At 67.6% G+C, this 15,855-nt stretch carries 16 protein-coding genes and 1 tRNA gene; 10 read left to right on the top strand and 7 right to left on the bottom strand.

The window, feature by feature from the left end; all coding sequences use genetic code 11:
* Window positions 1-2: 2 nt before the first annotated feature.
* From OXU43_06190 to gshB, 5 genes are all read right to left on the bottom strand, one after another.
* Window positions 3-980 carry a TonB family protein gene (locus tag OXU43_06190; GenBank protein ID MDD9824741.1) on the bottom strand — a complete coding sequence of 326 codons (978 nt, stop codon included), beginning with the start codon at window positions 978-980 and terminating at the stop codon, window positions 3-5.
* Window positions 980-1,489, bottom strand: coding sequence for a Gx transporter family protein (locus OXU43_06185; GenBank protein ID MDD9824740.1), 510 nt, complete (start codon window positions 1,487-1,489; stop codon window positions 980-982). Before OXU43_06185 ends, OXU43_06190 begins: the two co-directional genes overlap by 1 nt.
* A gap of 88 nt (window positions 1,490-1,577) precedes the next feature.
* The gene (locus OXU43_06180) at window positions 1,578-1,964 is read right to left on the bottom strand and encodes a NusG domain II-containing protein (GenBank protein ID MDD9824739.1); all 387 of its coding nucleotides are present in this window, start codon (window positions 1,962-1,964) and stop codon (window positions 1,578-1,580) included.
* Window positions 1,965-1,991: 27 nt separating this feature from the next.
* Window positions 1,992-3,089 (bottom strand): FAD:protein FMN transferase, encoded by a 1,098-nt coding sequence (locus OXU43_06175; GenBank protein ID MDD9824738.1) that lies wholly within the window; start codon window positions 3,087-3,089, stop codon window positions 1,992-1,994.
* Window positions 3,086-4,036 carry a glutathione synthase gene (gshB, locus tag OXU43_06170; GenBank protein MDD9824737.1) on the bottom strand — a complete coding sequence of 317 codons (951 nt, stop codon included), beginning with the start codon at window positions 4,034-4,036 and terminating at the stop codon, window positions 3,086-3,088. Before gshB ends, OXU43_06175 begins: the two co-directional genes overlap by 4 nt.
* 132 nt (window positions 4,037-4,168) lie before the next feature.
* Between gshB and hemC the strand changes: the two genes are divergently transcribed.
* Genes hemC through OXU43_06150 form a run of 4 tightly spaced genes read left to right on the top strand, consistent with a single transcriptional unit; the run spans window position 4,169 to window position 8,290 of the window.
* A complete protein-coding gene (gene hemC, locus OXU43_06165) occupies window positions 4,169-5,095 on the top strand; it encodes a hydroxymethylbilane synthase (GenBank protein MDD9824736.1) in 927 nt (308 codons plus the stop codon).
* Window positions 5,092-5,889 carry a uroporphyrinogen-III synthase gene (locus OXU43_06160; protein MDD9824735.1) on the top strand — a complete coding sequence of 266 codons (798 nt, stop codon included), beginning with the start codon at window positions 5,092-5,094 and terminating at the stop codon, window positions 5,887-5,889. Before hemC ends, OXU43_06160 begins: the two co-directional genes overlap by 4 nt.
* Before the next feature lie 34 nt (window positions 5,890-5,923).
* Window positions 5,924-6,910, top strand: a complete 987-nt coding sequence (locus OXU43_06155) for a uroporphyrinogen-III C-methyltransferase (GenBank protein ID MDD9824734.1) — start codon at window positions 5,924-5,926, stop codon at window positions 6,908-6,910.
* Window positions 6,911-6,937: 27 nt separating this feature from the next.
* A complete protein-coding gene (locus OXU43_06150; protein MDD9824733.1) occupies window positions 6,938-8,290 on the top strand; it encodes a hypothetical protein in 1,353 nt (450 codons plus the stop codon).
* On the opposite strand, the gene OXU43_06145 is transcribed toward OXU43_06150, so the two are convergent.
* Entirely contained in the window at window positions 8,271-8,912 is a 642-nt protein-coding gene (locus tag OXU43_06145; protein MDD9824732.1) for a ParA family protein, read from the bottom strand. The genes OXU43_06150 and OXU43_06145 overlap by 20 nt on opposite strands.
* Before the next feature lie 448 nt (window positions 8,913-9,360).
* Here OXU43_06145 and OXU43_06140 point away from each other — a divergent pair, with 448 nt between their 5' ends.
* The 5 genes from OXU43_06140 (at window position 9,361) to OXU43_06120 (ending at window position 14,134) form a co-directional block, all read left to right on the top strand.
* The gene (locus OXU43_06140; protein MDD9824731.1) at window positions 9,361-10,299 is read left to right on the top strand and encodes an extracellular solute-binding protein; all 939 of its coding nucleotides are present in this window, start codon (window positions 9,361-9,363) and stop codon (window positions 10,297-10,299) included.
* Between the two features lie 20 nt (window positions 10,300-10,319).
* Complete coding sequence (locus tag OXU43_06135) at window positions 10,320-12,023, top strand: iron ABC transporter permease (GenBank protein ID MDD9824730.1); 1,704 nt, start codon at window positions 10,320-10,322, stop codon at window positions 12,021-12,023.
* Entirely contained in the window at window positions 12,001-13,191 is a 1,191-nt protein-coding gene (locus OXU43_06130) for an ABC transporter ATP-binding protein (protein ID MDD9824729.1), read from the top strand. The genes OXU43_06135 and OXU43_06130 overlap by 23 nt, the downstream gene beginning before the upstream one ends.
* Window positions 13,192-13,286: 95 nt before the next feature.
* Window positions 13,287-13,736 carry a glycine cleavage system protein GcvH gene (gene gcvH / locus OXU43_06125; protein ID MDD9824728.1) on the top strand — a complete coding sequence of 150 codons (450 nt, stop codon included), beginning with the start codon at window positions 13,287-13,289 and terminating at the stop codon, window positions 13,734-13,736.
* Between the two features lie 14 nt (window positions 13,737-13,750).
* On the top strand, window positions 13,751-14,134 hold the full coding sequence (locus tag OXU43_06120; GenBank protein MDD9824727.1) for a diacylglycerol kinase: 384 nt from the start codon (window positions 13,751-13,753) through the stop codon (window positions 14,132-14,134).
* A gap of 152 nt (window positions 14,135-14,286) precedes the next feature.
* On the opposite strand, the gene OXU43_06115 is transcribed toward OXU43_06120, so the two are convergent.
* Window positions 14,287-14,359 (bottom strand) — tRNA-Ala (locus tag OXU43_06115).
* 93 nt (window positions 14,360-14,452) lie between these two features.
* Between OXU43_06115 and OXU43_06110 the strand changes: the two genes are divergently transcribed.
* The gene (locus OXU43_06110) at window positions 14,453-15,772 is read left to right on the top strand and encodes a nucleotide sugar dehydrogenase (GenBank protein ID MDD9824726.1); all 1,320 of its coding nucleotides are present in this window, start codon (window positions 14,453-14,455) and stop codon (window positions 15,770-15,772) included.
* The last annotated feature ends 83 nt before the right edge of the window (window positions 15,773-15,855 follow it).

Genomic DNA, 15,855 nt, shown 5'->3' with positions numbered 1-15,855 from the left:
CGCTACCGGAAGCGTTGCGTGTTCAGGAATTGCCAGGTGCGCGTGATGTGCAGGATGTCCGTCTCGCCGCGGATGTTCTGCGGGAAGGGGGCGAAAGGCGCCGCCATCCGCACGATCCGCACCGCGGCGTCGTCCAGGATGCGGTTGCCCGAACTGCGTTTGACGGCGATCCGAATGACGGAGCCGTCGGGGCGCAGGGCGACATCCAGAATCAGGTTCCCGTAAAGCTGGAGGTCGCGGGCCTCCCTGGGGTAATTCAGGTTGCCGATGCGCTCCACTTTCGTGCGCCAGGCGTCCATGTACGCCGCGTACTTGTACTCCCGGGTCGTGGCGGAGATGAACTTCCTGCGCGGGCGCTTCGCCTTGCGTTCCAGCTTGCGCTTGATCTCGGCGCTCAAGGCGGCGATCTGGAAACTGCTGGCAATGAGCTCGGCGGCGCTGGGCAGAGGCGGAGTATCCAGCGCATCCGAGGCTCGCGGGTCGGCCGCGTCCCGCGGCGGCGCCGGCTCGGGCCGGGGCTCCGTGCGTTCGGCCTCGGCCTCCGCCTTCTGCAAGTCTTCCGGCGGCGTTTCTACGGGCTCCGGCTCTTGCCCTTCGCTCTCCGGTTCGGCGCTGGCCTCGGGGATCGTTTGCGCCTCCATGGCCGGCGGCGACGAAAGGTCCGGCGTCTCGGCGGGAAACGGCGCCGGGGGCGCGCCTTCGGGGGTCAGGTCGCTCTGCCCGTCCGCCCCTCCCAGCAGGTTCGCCTGGGCCAGCAGGTTGGCCTCGGGCGTCTCCTCCGGCGGCGGCTGCTGTTGGCGCACCATCACGATTTCCATCGTGTTGTATTTGCGCTGCGGCCGTTCGTCCCTGGCGGTGAAGCTGATCCCCAGGATCAAGACGAAGTGGATGACGATCGCCAGGCAGAGGGTGACGCTGAGCTTGTCGGTGGCGGCAAGCGGGAGGGGGGCGCGGGCTGCGGGGCGGTCGGCGCGCGACATTATTTTGCGGTTTCTGGCATAGCGCGCAATAGTTTACAGGAGATAATGCCGGTAACGACCCCGGTGACCAGGGAGAAGCTCAGCAGGAAAGGCAGCAGCTGCAGCATCCCCGGCACGGGAACGAACAGCGCGTAGGCGACCAGGAACTGGCCCGTCATGTGAGCCGCGGACGCCAGTGCGGCGTATCCCAGCGGCCCGAAGACCCGGGCGGGGAGCGGCCAGGACGCCAGCCGCAGCGCGGCCATGCTGCTCAGGGCGCCGGCCAGGCTCAGCATGAAGGTGGGCGACAGGAACGTGCCGAGGGCGATGCTGCCCGCGAATATGCGCAACAGGGCGACCCAGCAGGCGACCCGCCACCCGAAGTGTTGCAACACGACGATGGTCACGATGTTGGCAAAGCCGGGTTTCAGGCCGGGCAGCGGCATGGGCAGGGCGCTTTCCATGACATGGATGCCGATCGCAATGGCGGCCAGGCGGGCAATGACCAGGTCTTCCCGGTCAATCTCGATCTCGGCGCCGCCTCCTGCCGTTGCCGGCGGGGGGGCGCCTTGCCCCGCCGCCGCGGGCGCGGCGCCTGCCCCGCCCGGCCCGCCATTCTCAGTAGTTGATGCTGTCAAATCCCTGTTCTCCTTCCGCGGACGCGGACGCGATGCGAATGGAGACCCGGTTGGGCACGCACACGGCGATATCGCGGTCGCGGTCAATCCAGCCCCGGCGTATGCAATATTTTCTCAGGCACGGCGAGGAGAGGAACCTGGCCCTGCCGTCGCCGATCTCTATCGTGCTGGCCCCTGCTTCCCCTTGCACGGCAAAGGCGTCTTGCCGCTCCAGGCGCCGTCTTTCCCGCTCCTGACCCGCCACTTCCACCACCAGGTAATCTCCGGGCGCACCCTCCCGGTAAAAGAATACGTACAAAGAGGCGTTGAGGAGACACAGCGCCAGGATGGCAGCTGCGTCTCCCGCCTTGACCATGCCCCGGAACATGCTCCAGACCGCGCCCCGGACCGCTCCCTAGAGCGGGAGCCGCTCCCCCAATTCGGGTTGCAACCGCCCGGCCAGGGCGTCGGACAGGAAGACCCGGCCCTCCTCGTCAACCAGCAGCACGTGGTCCACCTCCATGGCCTGCGCCGTTTGCCGCCAGCGCTCGGGGCCGGCCACGAACAGCGCGGTGGCGGCGGCATCCGCCATGGCGGCGCTGGCATGCACGACGGTCACGGAGACGGTCCCCCGAGCCGGGTAGCCGGTGCGCGGGTCGAGAATATGGTGATACCGGCGCTCTTCTCCCCGGCCCGCAGCCCCGTCCTCGCCGTCCTCCTTGCCGAAGAAGAAGCGCTCGTAGTCCCCGGAGGTGAACACGCTCTCGCCGTCCCGCACTTCCAGTGCGGCCATGATGCCCCTGCCGCGCGGGTGCCGGATGCCGATGCGCCAGTGGCGGTCGCCGCGCCTGCCGATGGCGCGCAGGTCCCCGCCCGCGTTCAGGATGGCGTTTTGCACGCCCATTTCTTTCAGGCGGATGACGATCCGGTCCAGGGCATATCCCTTCGCGATCCCGCCGAAGTCCAGCAACAGGTGCCGATTGCCGCTGCGCAGTGTCGCGCCCTCGAGTTGCAGGTCTTCCATGCCGGGGAGGTCTTGCAGAAGTTGCGACAGTCGCTCAGGCGGCGGCCGCCTGCCCGGCAGTTCTTCGTCGTGGAAATTCCATAACTCGACGAGCCGGCCCAGAGTCGGGTTGAACAGCCCGCCGCTCCGTTCGTAGCCGGCGGCGGCGGCCAGGAGCAGGCCGCGCATCCGCGGGCCGGCGGTCGCGCTTTGCCCGGCGCTCAGCCGCCGATTGATCTCGGCCAACTCGCCCGGGGGGCGCCAGGGGTGCCAGGCTTCGTGCAGGCGCGTCAACTCGGCGGCGACGAAACGCTCGGCCCGGCGCGCCCGCTCCTCGTCGGGTTCCCAGAGCACCAGCTCGATGACGGTGCCGAAGGCGAAAAACCGCGCCTCGCGCAAGGGCGCCCGCTCGTCCCCGGCGCAGGAGGCGATGGCCAGCAAGAGTGCCGGCAGCAGCGGGCCGGCCGCGCCGGGCGCCCCGCTCCGTATTGCCGGCGCCGCCGTCCTCATCCGCCGTCTCGCTTGCGCTCGATGCAATCCAGCAGGCGCGCCGCCGTCCCCGGGGAATACAGTTTTTCCAGCTCTCGTATGCCAGTGGGGCTGGTGACGTTGACCTCGGTCAGCATTCCCCCGATAACGTCCAGGCCGGCGAAGAGTATGCCGTTCTCGCGCAGGGGCTCTTGCAGCCGGGCGCAGAGCCGCCGCTCCTCGTCGGACAATTCCGCGCCCCGGTAATTGCCGCCGGCGGCGAGGTTCGCCCGGATCTGGCCCCGTGCCGGGAACCGGGCCAGCACGTAAGGCACGGGCTCGCCGTCTATGAGGAGGATGCGCCGGTCTCCCTTCCTGGCAATGGCGGGGAGGTACTCCTGCGCCATGGCGCAGCGCTCTCCGTAGGCGGTCAGGGCGTCTATGGCGACCGTCGCGTTGGGGTCGTCCTGGCCCAGTTTGAAGATGCCCCGCCCCCCCATTTCGTCCAGGGGCTTCAAGACGATTTCCCCGTGTTTGCTCAGGAATTCCCGCAACCGGCCGCGGTCGCGGCTGACCAGGGTGGCGGGCGCGTGGGGCCGGAAGCGCCCGGCAAAGATCTTTTCGTGCACCTCCCGCAACCCCCGCGCGGAGTTGACTACCAGCACGCCCGCCCGTTCCGCGTAACCGAGGATCTGCGTCAGGTGGACGTAATCCATGGTCAGCGGCGGGTCAACGCGCATCAGGACGACATCCAGCCACTCCAGCGGGCGCTGTGCCTCGTCCTCGAGCCGGAACCAGCGGGCGTCGTCGTCCTGTACGCGCAACCGCCTCATGCGGGCCGCCGCGGCGCCGTCTTCCAGGTACAGGTCGGACGGCTCGATGTAGTGCAGGGGCCAATCTCTGTCCTGCGCGGCCAGCAGCAGGGCGAGGCTGCTGTCCTTGCGCGGGACGATGCGCTCGATCGGGTTCATTACGATGCCTAGTTTCATGAGCAATCCGCGCTTCCGGCGCCTTCGGATGCGGCCGCCTCCAGCGCGCGACCGTGTTGATAGTGTATGATTTTTCCACGGCCGGAACCGCATCTGCCGCGGCAAGCGGGTTCCGGCGCTGGAGGTCTTGCGATGGAACGTCTCCGTATCGCCAGCCGGAAGAGTCCGTTGGCTCTGCGACAGGCGGAAATCGTCAGCGCTGCGTTGCGCCGTTCGCACCCGCGCCTGCGGGTGGAAATCGTCGGGATGACTACGGAGGGCGACCGCTTGGCGGCCGCGCCGGGGCCGCTCCCGGAAGGGAAATCCCTGTTTACCAAGGAACTCGAGAAAAGCCTCCTCGAGGGCCGGGCGGACGTGGCGGCGCATTCCATGAAGGACGTGGCGGCGGAGATGCCGGAAGACTTGAGCATCTGCGCCGTGCTGGAACGCGCCGACCCCAGGGATGCGCTGCTCTCGGACGCATTCCCCGACTTGGCCGCGCTGCCCGCCAGGGCCAGGGTGGGCACCTCCAGCCTGCGCCGCCGCAGCCAGTTGCTCGCCCTGCGGCCCGACCTGCAAGTGGTGGAGCTGCGGGGGAACGTAGGCACCCGGATCGCGCGGATGGAACAAGGCAACTGCGATGCCTTGGTTCTGGCCGCGGCGGGGCTCGAGCGCCTGGGCCTGAAGGCGCGCATCCGGGAATATCTGGCGCCCGGAGTCCTGATCCCCGCCATCGGGCAGGGTGCGATCGGGATCCAGGCGCGCCGCAGCCACGGCAGGGCCATCGGCCTGCTGGCGGCGCTGGACCACGAGCCCAGCCGCCTGCGGGTGGTGGCGGAAAGGGCGTTGAGCCTCGAATTGCAAGGCAGCTGCCGGCTGCCCGTCGCCGCCCATGCGGAGTTGCGCCGGGGGCAGCTCCGCGTCCGGGGCATGGTGGGGCGACCCGACGGCGGCAAGCTGGTGATCGCCGCCGGCGCCGGTCCCGCGCGGGAGGCGGCGATGGTAGGGTGCCGGCTGGCGCGGCAATTGTTGCTGGCGGGGGCGGATTCCATCCTGCGCGAACTGGGCGTCGCCATATGAACTCCCCCCTCCCCCTGCAAGGGCTTACCATCTGGGTTACCCGCCCGCGCGGCCAGGAGCGTTCCCTCTGCAAGCGGATCCGGGCCCTTGGGGGGCGGGCGCTCAGTTTTCCCACCATAGAGATTCTGCCGCCGCAAGACCGGGACGCCCTGGACCGGTTGGCGGCAGATGCGCGCCGTTTCACGAGGGCGGTTTTCGTCAGCCGCAACGCCGTTTCCTGGGCCGTGCGGCTGCTTCCCCCCGGCGTTTTGGCTCACCTGCGCACCCTGCCGGTTTTTTGCCCGGGGGCGGGCAGCGCGGCGGCGTTGCGGGAGCGGGGTTTGGCTGCGGCGGTCCATGGCGCCGGCGACAGCGAGGCCCTGCTGGCGCTGCCGGAGCTGCAGCGGCAACGAGTGGCGGGCGAGACCTTTTTGATCGTTCGCGGCGTCGGCGGACGGGAATTGTTGCGGGCGGAGCTGGAGCGGCGCGGGGCGAATGTCTGTTATGCTCAAGTATATCGGCGGGTCATGCCGGAGCGGCATCCTGAAATTGCGGCAAAGACATGCCGCGAATTCCCGCCGGATTGGATCCTGATCCACAGCTGTGAGGGGTTGCGTAACCTGTGCGAGATGATGACAAAGGCCTGGCGGCAACGGCTGCTCGCCGTGCGCTTGGCGGTGCTCGGCCGGAGGATGGCCGATTTGGCGGCAGAGCTCGGTTTCACGCAGGCGCCGGTCGTCGCCGCGGAGCCCAGCGACGCGGGTTTGCTGGACTGTATGTTGCAGCAGCGCTCTACGCGCCGGGACGGGCCGTGAAGACCCGGCCGGCGGCGGCGACGCGGGCTCCGGCATGGAGCGGGCGATGGTAGCGGAGCGGCCCGGTGCGGACGGCAAGCGCCGCGGACGGCGCTACCGGCCCTGGTTCTTCCTGCTGGCAGTCGCGTTCCTGTTGGCTGGCGCGGGCTATGCTTTCTACTCCGGTTCTCTGGGCGGCCCGTTCGCGGCGCCCGATGCCGCCAAGCAGGGCGAACGGGCCCGGCTTGCCGGGCAATACCAGGCGCTGGCGCGGGAAGTGGCCGCGCTGCGGGAAGAATGGCGGCGCTGGGAGCGGGAGCAACAGGCGCCGCCCCCGGCCTTCCAGGAGATCAACCGGTACTGGGCGCTGATGGAAGCGGAACACTTGCTGGTCCTGGCTTCCCACCGGCTCGCCGCCGGGGAGGCGGCCGCCGCGATCGCGTTGCTGGAGATCGCCGATACCCGCCTGCGCGGTCTGGGCGCCCCCGGGCTGGAGCAGGTGCAGAATTCTCTGGAGGCCGACCTGGCGCGCATTCGCGCGGCCGGGCGCGCGGATGCGCGGGAATTGTCTGCCTACCTCGCCGAGTTGGGCAGGCGGGCGGAGCAACTGCCGCTGCGCCTGGAAGCGGCGCCCCCGGAGCCAGCGGAGCCAGAGGAACCGGAGAGGCCTGCGACCGGAGAACGGTCTTTCCTCTCGACGGCTTGGGACGACCTCAGAGGGTTGCTGACAATCCGAAAGGTCGGCGACGAACCGGCCGCCCTGGCCTTCGGCGCGCCTTCCTATGCCCGCCAGATGCTCAAGCTGGAGGCGGAACATGCGCGGCTGGCCGTACTGCGGCGCGACGATGAGGACTTTCAGAATTCCCGGCGCTCGCTCATAGAGTTGTTGCAGACCCAATTCGATCCGCGGCAGCCCCCGGTGCAAGAGACGCTGGCGGCGCTGCGGGCTATGCGGGAGACGCGCCTGCGTCCCGAGCTGCCCGGCCCCGATTCCGCGCTGGAAAACCTGCGGGCGTACCTGCGCGAGTTTGCGCATGATTGAGCGGTCTTTGCCGCGGAGTTCGCTGCCGTGAGGTGGCCGGTCCTGAGCCTGCTGATCCTGCTGGCCGCGATCGCGCTGGGCTTGGTTGTGCAGTGGTCTCCGGGGCGCGTGAGTTTCTTCTTTTCCGGCTGGGTAGTGGATATCGGCATGCCGCTTTTTGTGCTGATCCTGGTTGCCCTGTTCTTTGCGTTGCGGGAATGTTTCTCCCTTTGGGATGCCCTGCGGAGCGCGCCGGAGCGCATCCGGCGCAGCGTGGCGGCGATGCGGGGGAGGCGGGAGCGCGTCTCCCTGCAGGGCGCCCTGCGCGCCTTGCTCGAGGGCGACTGGCCGGAAGCGGAGCGGCGGCTGCATCGGTCCCGCATCGGGGGCGCCGGACGCGACAAGTGGCCGCTGCCTTATTGCCTGGGCTTGGCCGTCGCCGCCAGGCGCCAGGGGAAAGATTCCGAGAGCGAGCGTCTCCTGAGACAGGCGGAGGCCGGCGGCACGGAAGGACGGCGCGCCGCGGCAATCGTCCGCGCCCGCCTGTATGCGGATGCCGGCCGGACGGCCGCGGCGATCGAATGCCTGGAACGGCTGCGAAGCGTCAGCCCCAAGGACCGGCGCATCGGCCAGCTGCTGCTGGAATTGTATCTGAAGGGCGAAGATTGGCAGAGCGTGCTCTCCCAGGCGGCCGACCTGCCGCTGTCTTCCCGGGAACGGTTCCAGTTGCGGCTACAGGCTTACCGGGGCCTGATACGGGCACTGGGGGAAAAGGGCGGCGACGCGCAGGCGCTGGAATCGCTCTGGCAGGGGTTGCCGGCCGCGTTGCGGCGCGATACCGGCCTGTTAAAAGAATACGCCCGGGCCTGTCTGCGTTTCTCGACGGCGGGGAATTGCGAACCGGCGCTGCGCAAGGCGCTGAAAAAGCGCTATGTCCCGGAGTTGGCCCTGCTGTACGGCGCGCTCCCGGACGCGCACTCGGAACGGCAATTGCGCCTTTTGCAAGGCTTGCTGCAGCGGCATCCCCGGGACGCGCAGCTGCTGCTTGCCGCCGGATTGCTGAGCATGCGCCTGGAAATGCAGGGCAAGGCGGAAGGGTATCTGGAGCGTAGCGCCGAGCTCTCCAGCACGCCGGAAGTTCATTACGCCCTGGCGAAACTGCGGGAACTCCAGCATGACCGTGTCGAAGCCGCGGAACACTACCGCAAAGGAATGGAGTTGTTTTTCTCCCGCCGGCGCGGCTCGGCAGGGCCGCCGCTGCTGCCCTTTCCGCCCCCCGGCCTGCGGATGCGGGAGGCGGCCGCCGAAGCGCTGCCGGCGCAACAGCCGGAGGCGCGGGAGTCTCAGGAAGAGGGCGACGAGGGCGCGGCGCCCGCGGGGGTCAAATCGCCAGCCACTTGAGCAGCGGCGCCCACTGTTCCTGGTCGTAGCAGCACTTCGCCGGGGCCCACTCGAATATCGTCAGTCCCCGCTCGGCGGCATCCAGGTAATTCTGAGTGGCGCGCAACACGGTGACCAGCGGGACGCGGGCGCCGTTCGCCAGGCGGAGCTTTTCCAGCATGAGTTCCAACCGGATGGTGTTCAGCGAATTCTCCCGGGCGCGGTTGATGACCGTGCAAACCCGCGCGCCGCCGTGCTGCCTGAAGCGCCGGTTGCTCAAGAGGACTTTCAGAAAGCGGCCCGCGGCCTGGATATCCACTGGGGAAGGCAGGATCGGCACGACCACGGTATCGGAGCGGGACACCATGTCCGCCAGTTTTTTGCCGCGGATGCCGGCCGGCGTATCTATGACGAGAAAATCGGCCCGTAACGGATAAAACAGCCTTTTCCCCAGCAGCTTGGCCTGGAAGATCGTCGGCCTGCCGGACGCCCGGGCGGCAAGCCAGTCCGTGCTGGATTTCTGGGGATCCAGGTCGGCCAGGGCGGTGCGCTTGCCGCGCAGAGCCAAGTACCCGGCGATGTTGGCCGCCAGGGTGCTCTTGCCGCAGCCGCCCTTCGGATTAACGACCGCCAGAGTGCGCATGGCCGTAAGCCTCGTAAACCACTCTCCGCATATTGCAAGAACCTCCCGCTTTTCCCGGACTCCGGGTGTTGGTGGCGCCCACGGGCAATCATATGAAAATATGGCGGTAAAATCAAAGAATTGTTTGCGCTCGCCCCCCTCCGCGCGCGTAATTGAAAATTATTCTCATTTGTAATAAGCTTTTCCGGCATGTGCGGCAATGCGCTTGCAAACGCTCTACCCGTAAATATTGCGCGGCAGTGGGCCGGCGCCTTGTCGCGCTTTGTTGCCGGAACCCAAAATATTTTTACGGATGAAGCGCTCGATGAAGCGCTTCTTCCGTAACGGCGGTGGCTTCCCGGTGCCGTTCCGTAGCCGCCCCGGGGGCCAGGGAGGCGATATGCGGATAGGGCGCCTCCTGCTGTTGATCGGGTGCGCGCTGTGCTCTGGGCCAGGCGCGGCCCAGGAAGTGAATCTGTACTCGGCGCGCAAGGAAATCCTAATCCGGCCCCTGCTGGATCGCTTCACGGAGCAAAGCGGGATAGCGGTTCGTTTGCTGGCAGGGCAGGGGGACGCGCTGCTGAAGCGCCTGGAACTGGAGGGCGCGAATACGCCCGCCGATCTGTACCTCACGGTGGACCTGGGGCGCCTCTACCAGGCCGCGCAGCGGGGCCTGTTGCAACCGGTGGATTCTCCGCTGCTGCGGGAGCGAATCCCGCCGGCCTATCGCGATCCTCAGGGCCGGTGGTACGGCATTACCCTGCGGGCGCGCACCATCGTGTATAGCCGCGAGCGGGTGCCGGCGGCCGAACTGCCGGGTTATCTGGGCCTGGCGGATCGGCGCTGGCGGGGACGCTTATGCGTCCGTTCCTCCGCGAACACCTACAACCAGTCGCTGGTCGCGGCCTTGATCGCGCGCTACGGCGCGGCAGAGGCCGAGCGCTGGGCGAGGGGCCTGGTAGCCAATTTCGCCCGGCCGCCCCAGGGAGGAGACCGCGACCAGATTCGGGCCGTTTCCGCCGAACTTTGCGATGTCGCCCTGGCGAACACGTACTATCTGGGCCTGATGCGGCACTCGGGCAAGGCGCGCGACGCCGCCGCGGCCCAGGCGGTGGGGGTGCACTGGCCCGCCCCGGGAGGGGTGCACGTCAACCTGAGCGGGGCGGGGGTGGTCCGCCATGCGCGGCATGTCCCCGAGGCGCTGCAATTGCTGGAGTTCCTGGTCCGCGCGAAAGCGCAACGCTGGTTTACGGAAGTCAATTACGAATATCCCGTCGTCTCCGATGTCGCTCCCTCGCCCACGCTGCGGGAATGGGGCGAGTTCGCGCCGGACGTGGATTCCCTGCTGTTGCTCGGGGAACACGTGCAGGAGGCGGTGAAGCTCATGGATCGGGCCGGCTGGAGGTAATCCGGCGGCATTTATGGATCATGGAGCCTGCGGGGCTTAGCCGCCAAATCGCCGTTTCGGGCCTCCCCGGACGCCTCCCGGAATCTCCACGCATTGCCCGTCCCCGGCCGTGGTCCTGGTTGCTGCTGCCGCTGCTTTTGTTGCTCATTCTGCCGGTGCTCGTGATCTGCGCTTCGGTGCTGCAGCCGGGGGGAGGCGGGACCTGGCGCCATCTCTGGCACACCGTGCTCGCCGGGTATATCTGGAATTCCCTCGGTCTGGCGCTGGGGGTGGCCCTGGGTACCGCGATTCTGGGCGTGTTCCCCGCCTGGCTGACATCTATGTTCCGATTCCCCGGCAGCCGCGCCTGGGCCGCGCTCTTGCCGTTGCCGTTGGCGCTCCCGGCCTACATTGCCACCTACGCATACACGGGCCTGCTGGGCGTGGCGGGCCCGGTTCAATCCTGGCTGCAAGCATGGTGGGACCTGCGCCTGCCCGGCGCGGGGCCGTTGCCGGCGGCGGTGGCCGTGCTCTCGCTGGTCTTGTATCCGTATGTGTATCTGTTGTGCCGGGCCGCTTTCCTGTTGCAGTCCGGCTGCGCCCTGGAGGCGGCGCGCACCCTGCGTTGCGGCGGCGCCAGCGCATTTTTGCGCGTGGGGTTGCCCCTGGCGCGGCCCGCGCTCGTTGCCGGGGTATCCTTGGCGATGATGGAGGCCCTGGCGGACTACGGCACGGTCCAGTACCTCGGGCTTCCCGTCTTTACCACGGGCATCTTCCGCGCCTGGAACGGCATGGGAGACAGTCTTGCGGCCTGCCAGCTCTCCGCGGTGCTGCTGTTGCTGGTCGCCGTGCCGCTTTTCTGCGAGCGGCGGCAACGGCGCCGGGCCCGTTACCACTATGCGGCAGGCGGCTACCGTCCGCCGCCCGTCATGCGCCTGGGCGGGGTCCGGGGCTGGGGCGCCTGTTGCGCCTGCGCCCTGCCGGCGCTATTCGGTTTCTTCGTCCCTTGCGCGGTATTGCTGGATTGGGCGGCACAGGCGGCGGCGGAGACGGCGCCGGGCTTTTTCGGCAGCTTGGCAAACAGCCTGTGGCTCGCGACGGCGGCCGCGCTGCTGGCCTCGGCGCTGGCCCTGATCTTGCGCTACGGCATGGGGGCCGGCCGGGCCGATGCCTGGCGCGGGCGCATGCTGGAGGTCGCGCGCCTGGGTTACGCCATTCCCGGAACGGTGATCGCTATCGGCGTCCTGATCCTGTCCCTCTGGTTGGACCGGCTGCTGGGCTTCGGCTGGACATGGCTTCGCGGCGACCTGCCCGGCTTGTTGTTGACCGGCAGCGTGGCCGGCCTGGTCTTTGCCTACCTGGCGCGGTTTCTGGCCCTGGCGCTGAGTGCCGTCGAGTCCGGTCTGGCCAGGATACGCCCTTCTCTGGGAGAGGCCGGGCGCAGCATGGGATTGTCTTCCCGGCAGGTGCTGCTTCGGATCCATGCGCCGATCATGCGTAACAGCATGGCGATCTCGCTGCTCCTGGTCTTTGTCGAAGTGTTGAAGGAATTGCCGGCCACCCTGCTGTTGCGCCCCTTCGATTTCAATACCCTCGCCGTGCGCACTTACGAATTGGCGAACGAGGAACGATTGGCGGAGGCCGCCCTTCCCGCACTGGTCATCGTCGCCGTCGGCGCGGTGCCGGTCCTGCTCCTGGGGCGCTTCGTCGCCCGCTGGCACAATGACCCCGTGGCTGCGGCTTGATTCGGTAGCCGTCCGCTACGGCGGGCAGGAGGTTGTGCGCGACCTGTCGCTGGGGCTGGAGGCGGGAGAAATCGGCTGTCTGCTGGGCGCCAGCGGCGTCGGCAAAACCACCTTGCTGCGCGTGATCGCGGGATTCGAGCCGGTCGCCGCGGGCAGTGTCTGGATTGACGGTCGGCGAGTCAGCGCCCCCGGCAGAGCCGCGCCCGCCGAGAGCCGGGGCGTGGGAATGGTATTCCAGGATTGCGCCTTGTTCCCGCATCTGGACGCGGGCGCCAACATCGCCTTCGGCCTGTCGCGGCAGGCGCAACGGCAACGCGCGCAGCGGGTGGCTCGGTTGGCGGAGATGCTGGGGCTGGAGGGCCTGCTTGCCAAATTTCCCCACGAGTTGTCCGGCGGCCAGCAGCGGCGGGTGGCGCTGGCCCGCGCCCTGGCCCCGGGCCCCCGCGGCCTTTTGCTGGACGAGCCTTTTGCCGGCCTGGACGTGCCGTTGCGCGAGCGCCTGGCGCGGGAGTTGAGGCAATGGCTGAAGCGGGAGGAGATCACGGCGCTGATCGTCAGCCACAGCCGGCAGGATGCGTTCCCCATGGTGGACCGGATGGGCGTATTGTGGAAAGGCGCCCTGTTGCAGTGGGACACGCCTTTTCAGGTTTACCACCGTCCGAATCACGTGTATGTCGCGAACTTCGTCGGGGAAGGCAGCCTGATCGCGGGGAGCGCGGTACCCCCCGCCGCGGTAGATACCTTCCTCGGGCGCATCGGGGGCGCCGAGCCGCACGGGCTCCCTGCCGGGCGGCAGGTGCAGGTTCTGATCCGGCCTGACGATATCATCCACGACGACGACAGCGCCCTGACCGCCAAGGTGGCGGACAAACTCTATCGGGGAGCGGAATTCCTGTACATTCTGACTTCGCGGGAGGGGGAACGGATCTGTACGCTGGTCCCCAGCCATCACGATCATGCCATCGGCGAGTCCATCGGCATTCGCCTGGAGATCGATCATCTGGTGATGTTCCCCGCCCATGAGGGCGAATCGCCTCCGGACGCCGGAGGCGCCGGCGGGCCGAAACGACCGGATGCCGACTCGGGTTCCCTGCACGGGGAGGGACGCGGAACGGAGTCTTCCCGGATTGGGGGGGATTCGAGCATTCCGCGAAAATCGGCGGGATAGGCATTTTAAGCATTACGGATTTTCCGTGCGGACTTCCCGCGCGCCGGCGCGTTCGCGCTGCGGCCACGGCGGCGGCCATGGGATATAATCGGGCCGTGTACAGGCCGCCCGCAGCGGCATACCGTACAGTAGAGGAGAGCGCGATGGCGCGGCACGACCCGGCAGCGGATCTGGCATACAGCACCTTTCATACCTGGCTGGACCGGCGGCAACAGCAGGCCCGTGTCGGGATCACCGAGCATGCGCAACGGGAACTGGGCGACGTGGTTTATGTGCAATTGCCGCAGGTGGGCCGGAGTTATGCCGGCGGCGAATGTTGCGCCGTGATCGAATCCGTAAAAACCGCGTCAGATGTGCACTGCCCGGTCGCGGGCACGGTGCTGGCGGTAAACCCCGAGTTGCAAGACAACCCCGGCCTGGTTAACGAGGATCCATACGGCAGGGGCTGGCTCTTCCGATTGCAGCCACAGGCTGCCGCGGAGGTCGAGGGTTTGTTGAGCGCCGCGGCATACCGGGAGCAGGTACGGGGAGACACAGGCCAATAAACGGCGAACGCCCAATGCGCCGGTTTTTCCGGGGAGTATCCCAGCTGCTGTCCCGGGGTGCGCCGAGCAATTTGCGTACCGCCCTCCGCTACTCCCTGCGGGGATTGACGCGCGCCTGCCGGGAGCACGCCTTCCGCCTGGAGTTGGCGCTGTCCGTGCCGATCCTGCCCCTCGCCTTGCTGCTCGGCGATTCCGGGGCGGAAAAGGCGCTGCTGGCCTGTTCCTGGCTGTTGGTGCTAATCGTCGAATTGTTGAACACGGCCGTGGAGGCAGTGGTGGACCTGGCGCATCCAGGCCGCCACGAGTTGGCCGCCGCCGCCAAAGACCTGGGTTCCGCCGCGGTATTGCTGAGCTTGTTCGCCGCGGCCCTGGTCTGGACCTGTATCCTGTTCTTCTGAGCGGGAGCGGCGGAGCGCGGCCGGGAAGCCGTCCGCAATGGCTGGGCCGGCGCGGCGTCATGGGTGCGGGTTTCAGCCGGCGGCCGGGGGTTATGGCAGGCTCGCGTCCGGGGCGCAAGCGCCGGGGCAGGGCGGCAAAGATGGCAAAGATATGGAGCCAAGCGGGATCGAACCGCTGACCTCCTGCTTGCAAAGCAGGCGCTCTCCCGACTGAGCTATGGCCCCGCTACACTGAAAGTATATCGTAAACGCCATGAATCGAGAGACGAGAAAAGGCGCACATGGGGGCGCGCATGAGGGCGCGCATGGGGGGCCAGGTTGAATCCCGAGCCGCTGCAGCGATTGCTGGAGAAGATTGCCGGGCGGCATGCGGTAGTCGCCGTCATCGGTTTGGGCTACGTCGGCCTGCCGGTATGCCTGCGCTTTGCCGAGGTCGGCTTTCCCGCCATTGGCCTCGACATTGACGCGGCCAAAGTAAAGTCTGTACGCCGCGGTCAATCCTACATCTCGCACATCGCGCCCGCGCGAATCGCGGGCGCGTTGCGGCAGAAAACCCTGCGCGCATCTACCGACATGGCGGAGGTCGCCGCTGCCGACGCCGTCATCCTCTGCCTGCCGACGCCGCTCAAGGGCAACAACGAACCGGATATGCGCTATGTGCTGGACACCGCCGACACCATCGCGCCGCATCTGCGGCCCGGACAAATCGTTTCGCTGGAGAGCACCACCTACCCCGGCGCCACCGAAGAAGATTTGCTGCCGCGCCTGGTGCGCGACGGCCTCAACGTCGGGGAAAACTTTTTTCTCGTCTTCTCGCCGGAGCGGGAAGACCCCGCCAACCCCGATTACCACACCGCCGTCATTCCGAAAATCTGCGGCGGCGTCACCGGGCGTTGCCTGCAGGCCGGCACCGCCCTGTACGGCGCCATCGTGGAGCAGGTGGTGCCGGTGTCCGGCACCCGTGCCGCCGAGCTCAGCAAACTGCTGGAAAACACCTACCGTGCCGTCAATATCGCGCTGGTCAACGAACTCAAGATGCTGGCCGACAAAATGGACCTGGACATCTTTGAAATCGTCCGCGCCGCCGCTACCAAACCATTCGGCTTCACCGCGTTCCACCCCGGTCCGGGGCTCGGCGGCCACTGCATTCCCATAGACCCGTTTTATCTCTACTGGAAGGCGCGCCAATACGGCTTTGACGCCCGTTTCATCCGATTGGCGGGTGAAATCAACACTGCCATGCCGGCCTATGTCATCGCCAAAATCGCCGCTGCCCTGGAAGCGGCCGGCAAGCCTCTGGCCCGCGCCCGCATCCTGGTGCTGGGCATCGCTTACAAAAAAAATATTGACGACATCCGCGAATCCCCGGGGCTGGAAATCATTGCGCGGTTGCGGCAAGCCGGCGCGGAGGTACAGTACAGCGATCCTCATGTTCCGCGCACGCCGCCTACCCGCAAACACGACCTGGGGCTGCAAAGCATCGCCGTTAACTCCGCCACCCTCGCGCAATACGACTGCGTCGCAGTCGTTACCGACCACGACGCCTTTGACTGGGGCTTGATCGAAAAAGAATCGGCCCTGATCGTGGACAGCCGCGGCGTGTTTGCCCCGGTTGCGGGGAAAATCGTGCGCGCTTGAGTTCCGCGCGAAGGCGGGGATTTCCGTCAACGGTTCTGTTGTTTAGTCGGGGGTATTTTGGGGGTGTTCTGTTGGTATGCGAG

Source organism: Gammaproteobacteria bacterium (assembly GCA_028817255.1).
GTDB lineage: Bacteria > Pseudomonadota > Gammaproteobacteria > Porifericomitales > Porifericomitaceae > Porifericomes > Porifericomes azotivorans.
Note: the sequence above shows the minus strand (reverse complement) of the source record. Positions and strands in the feature narration are given on the sequence as shown.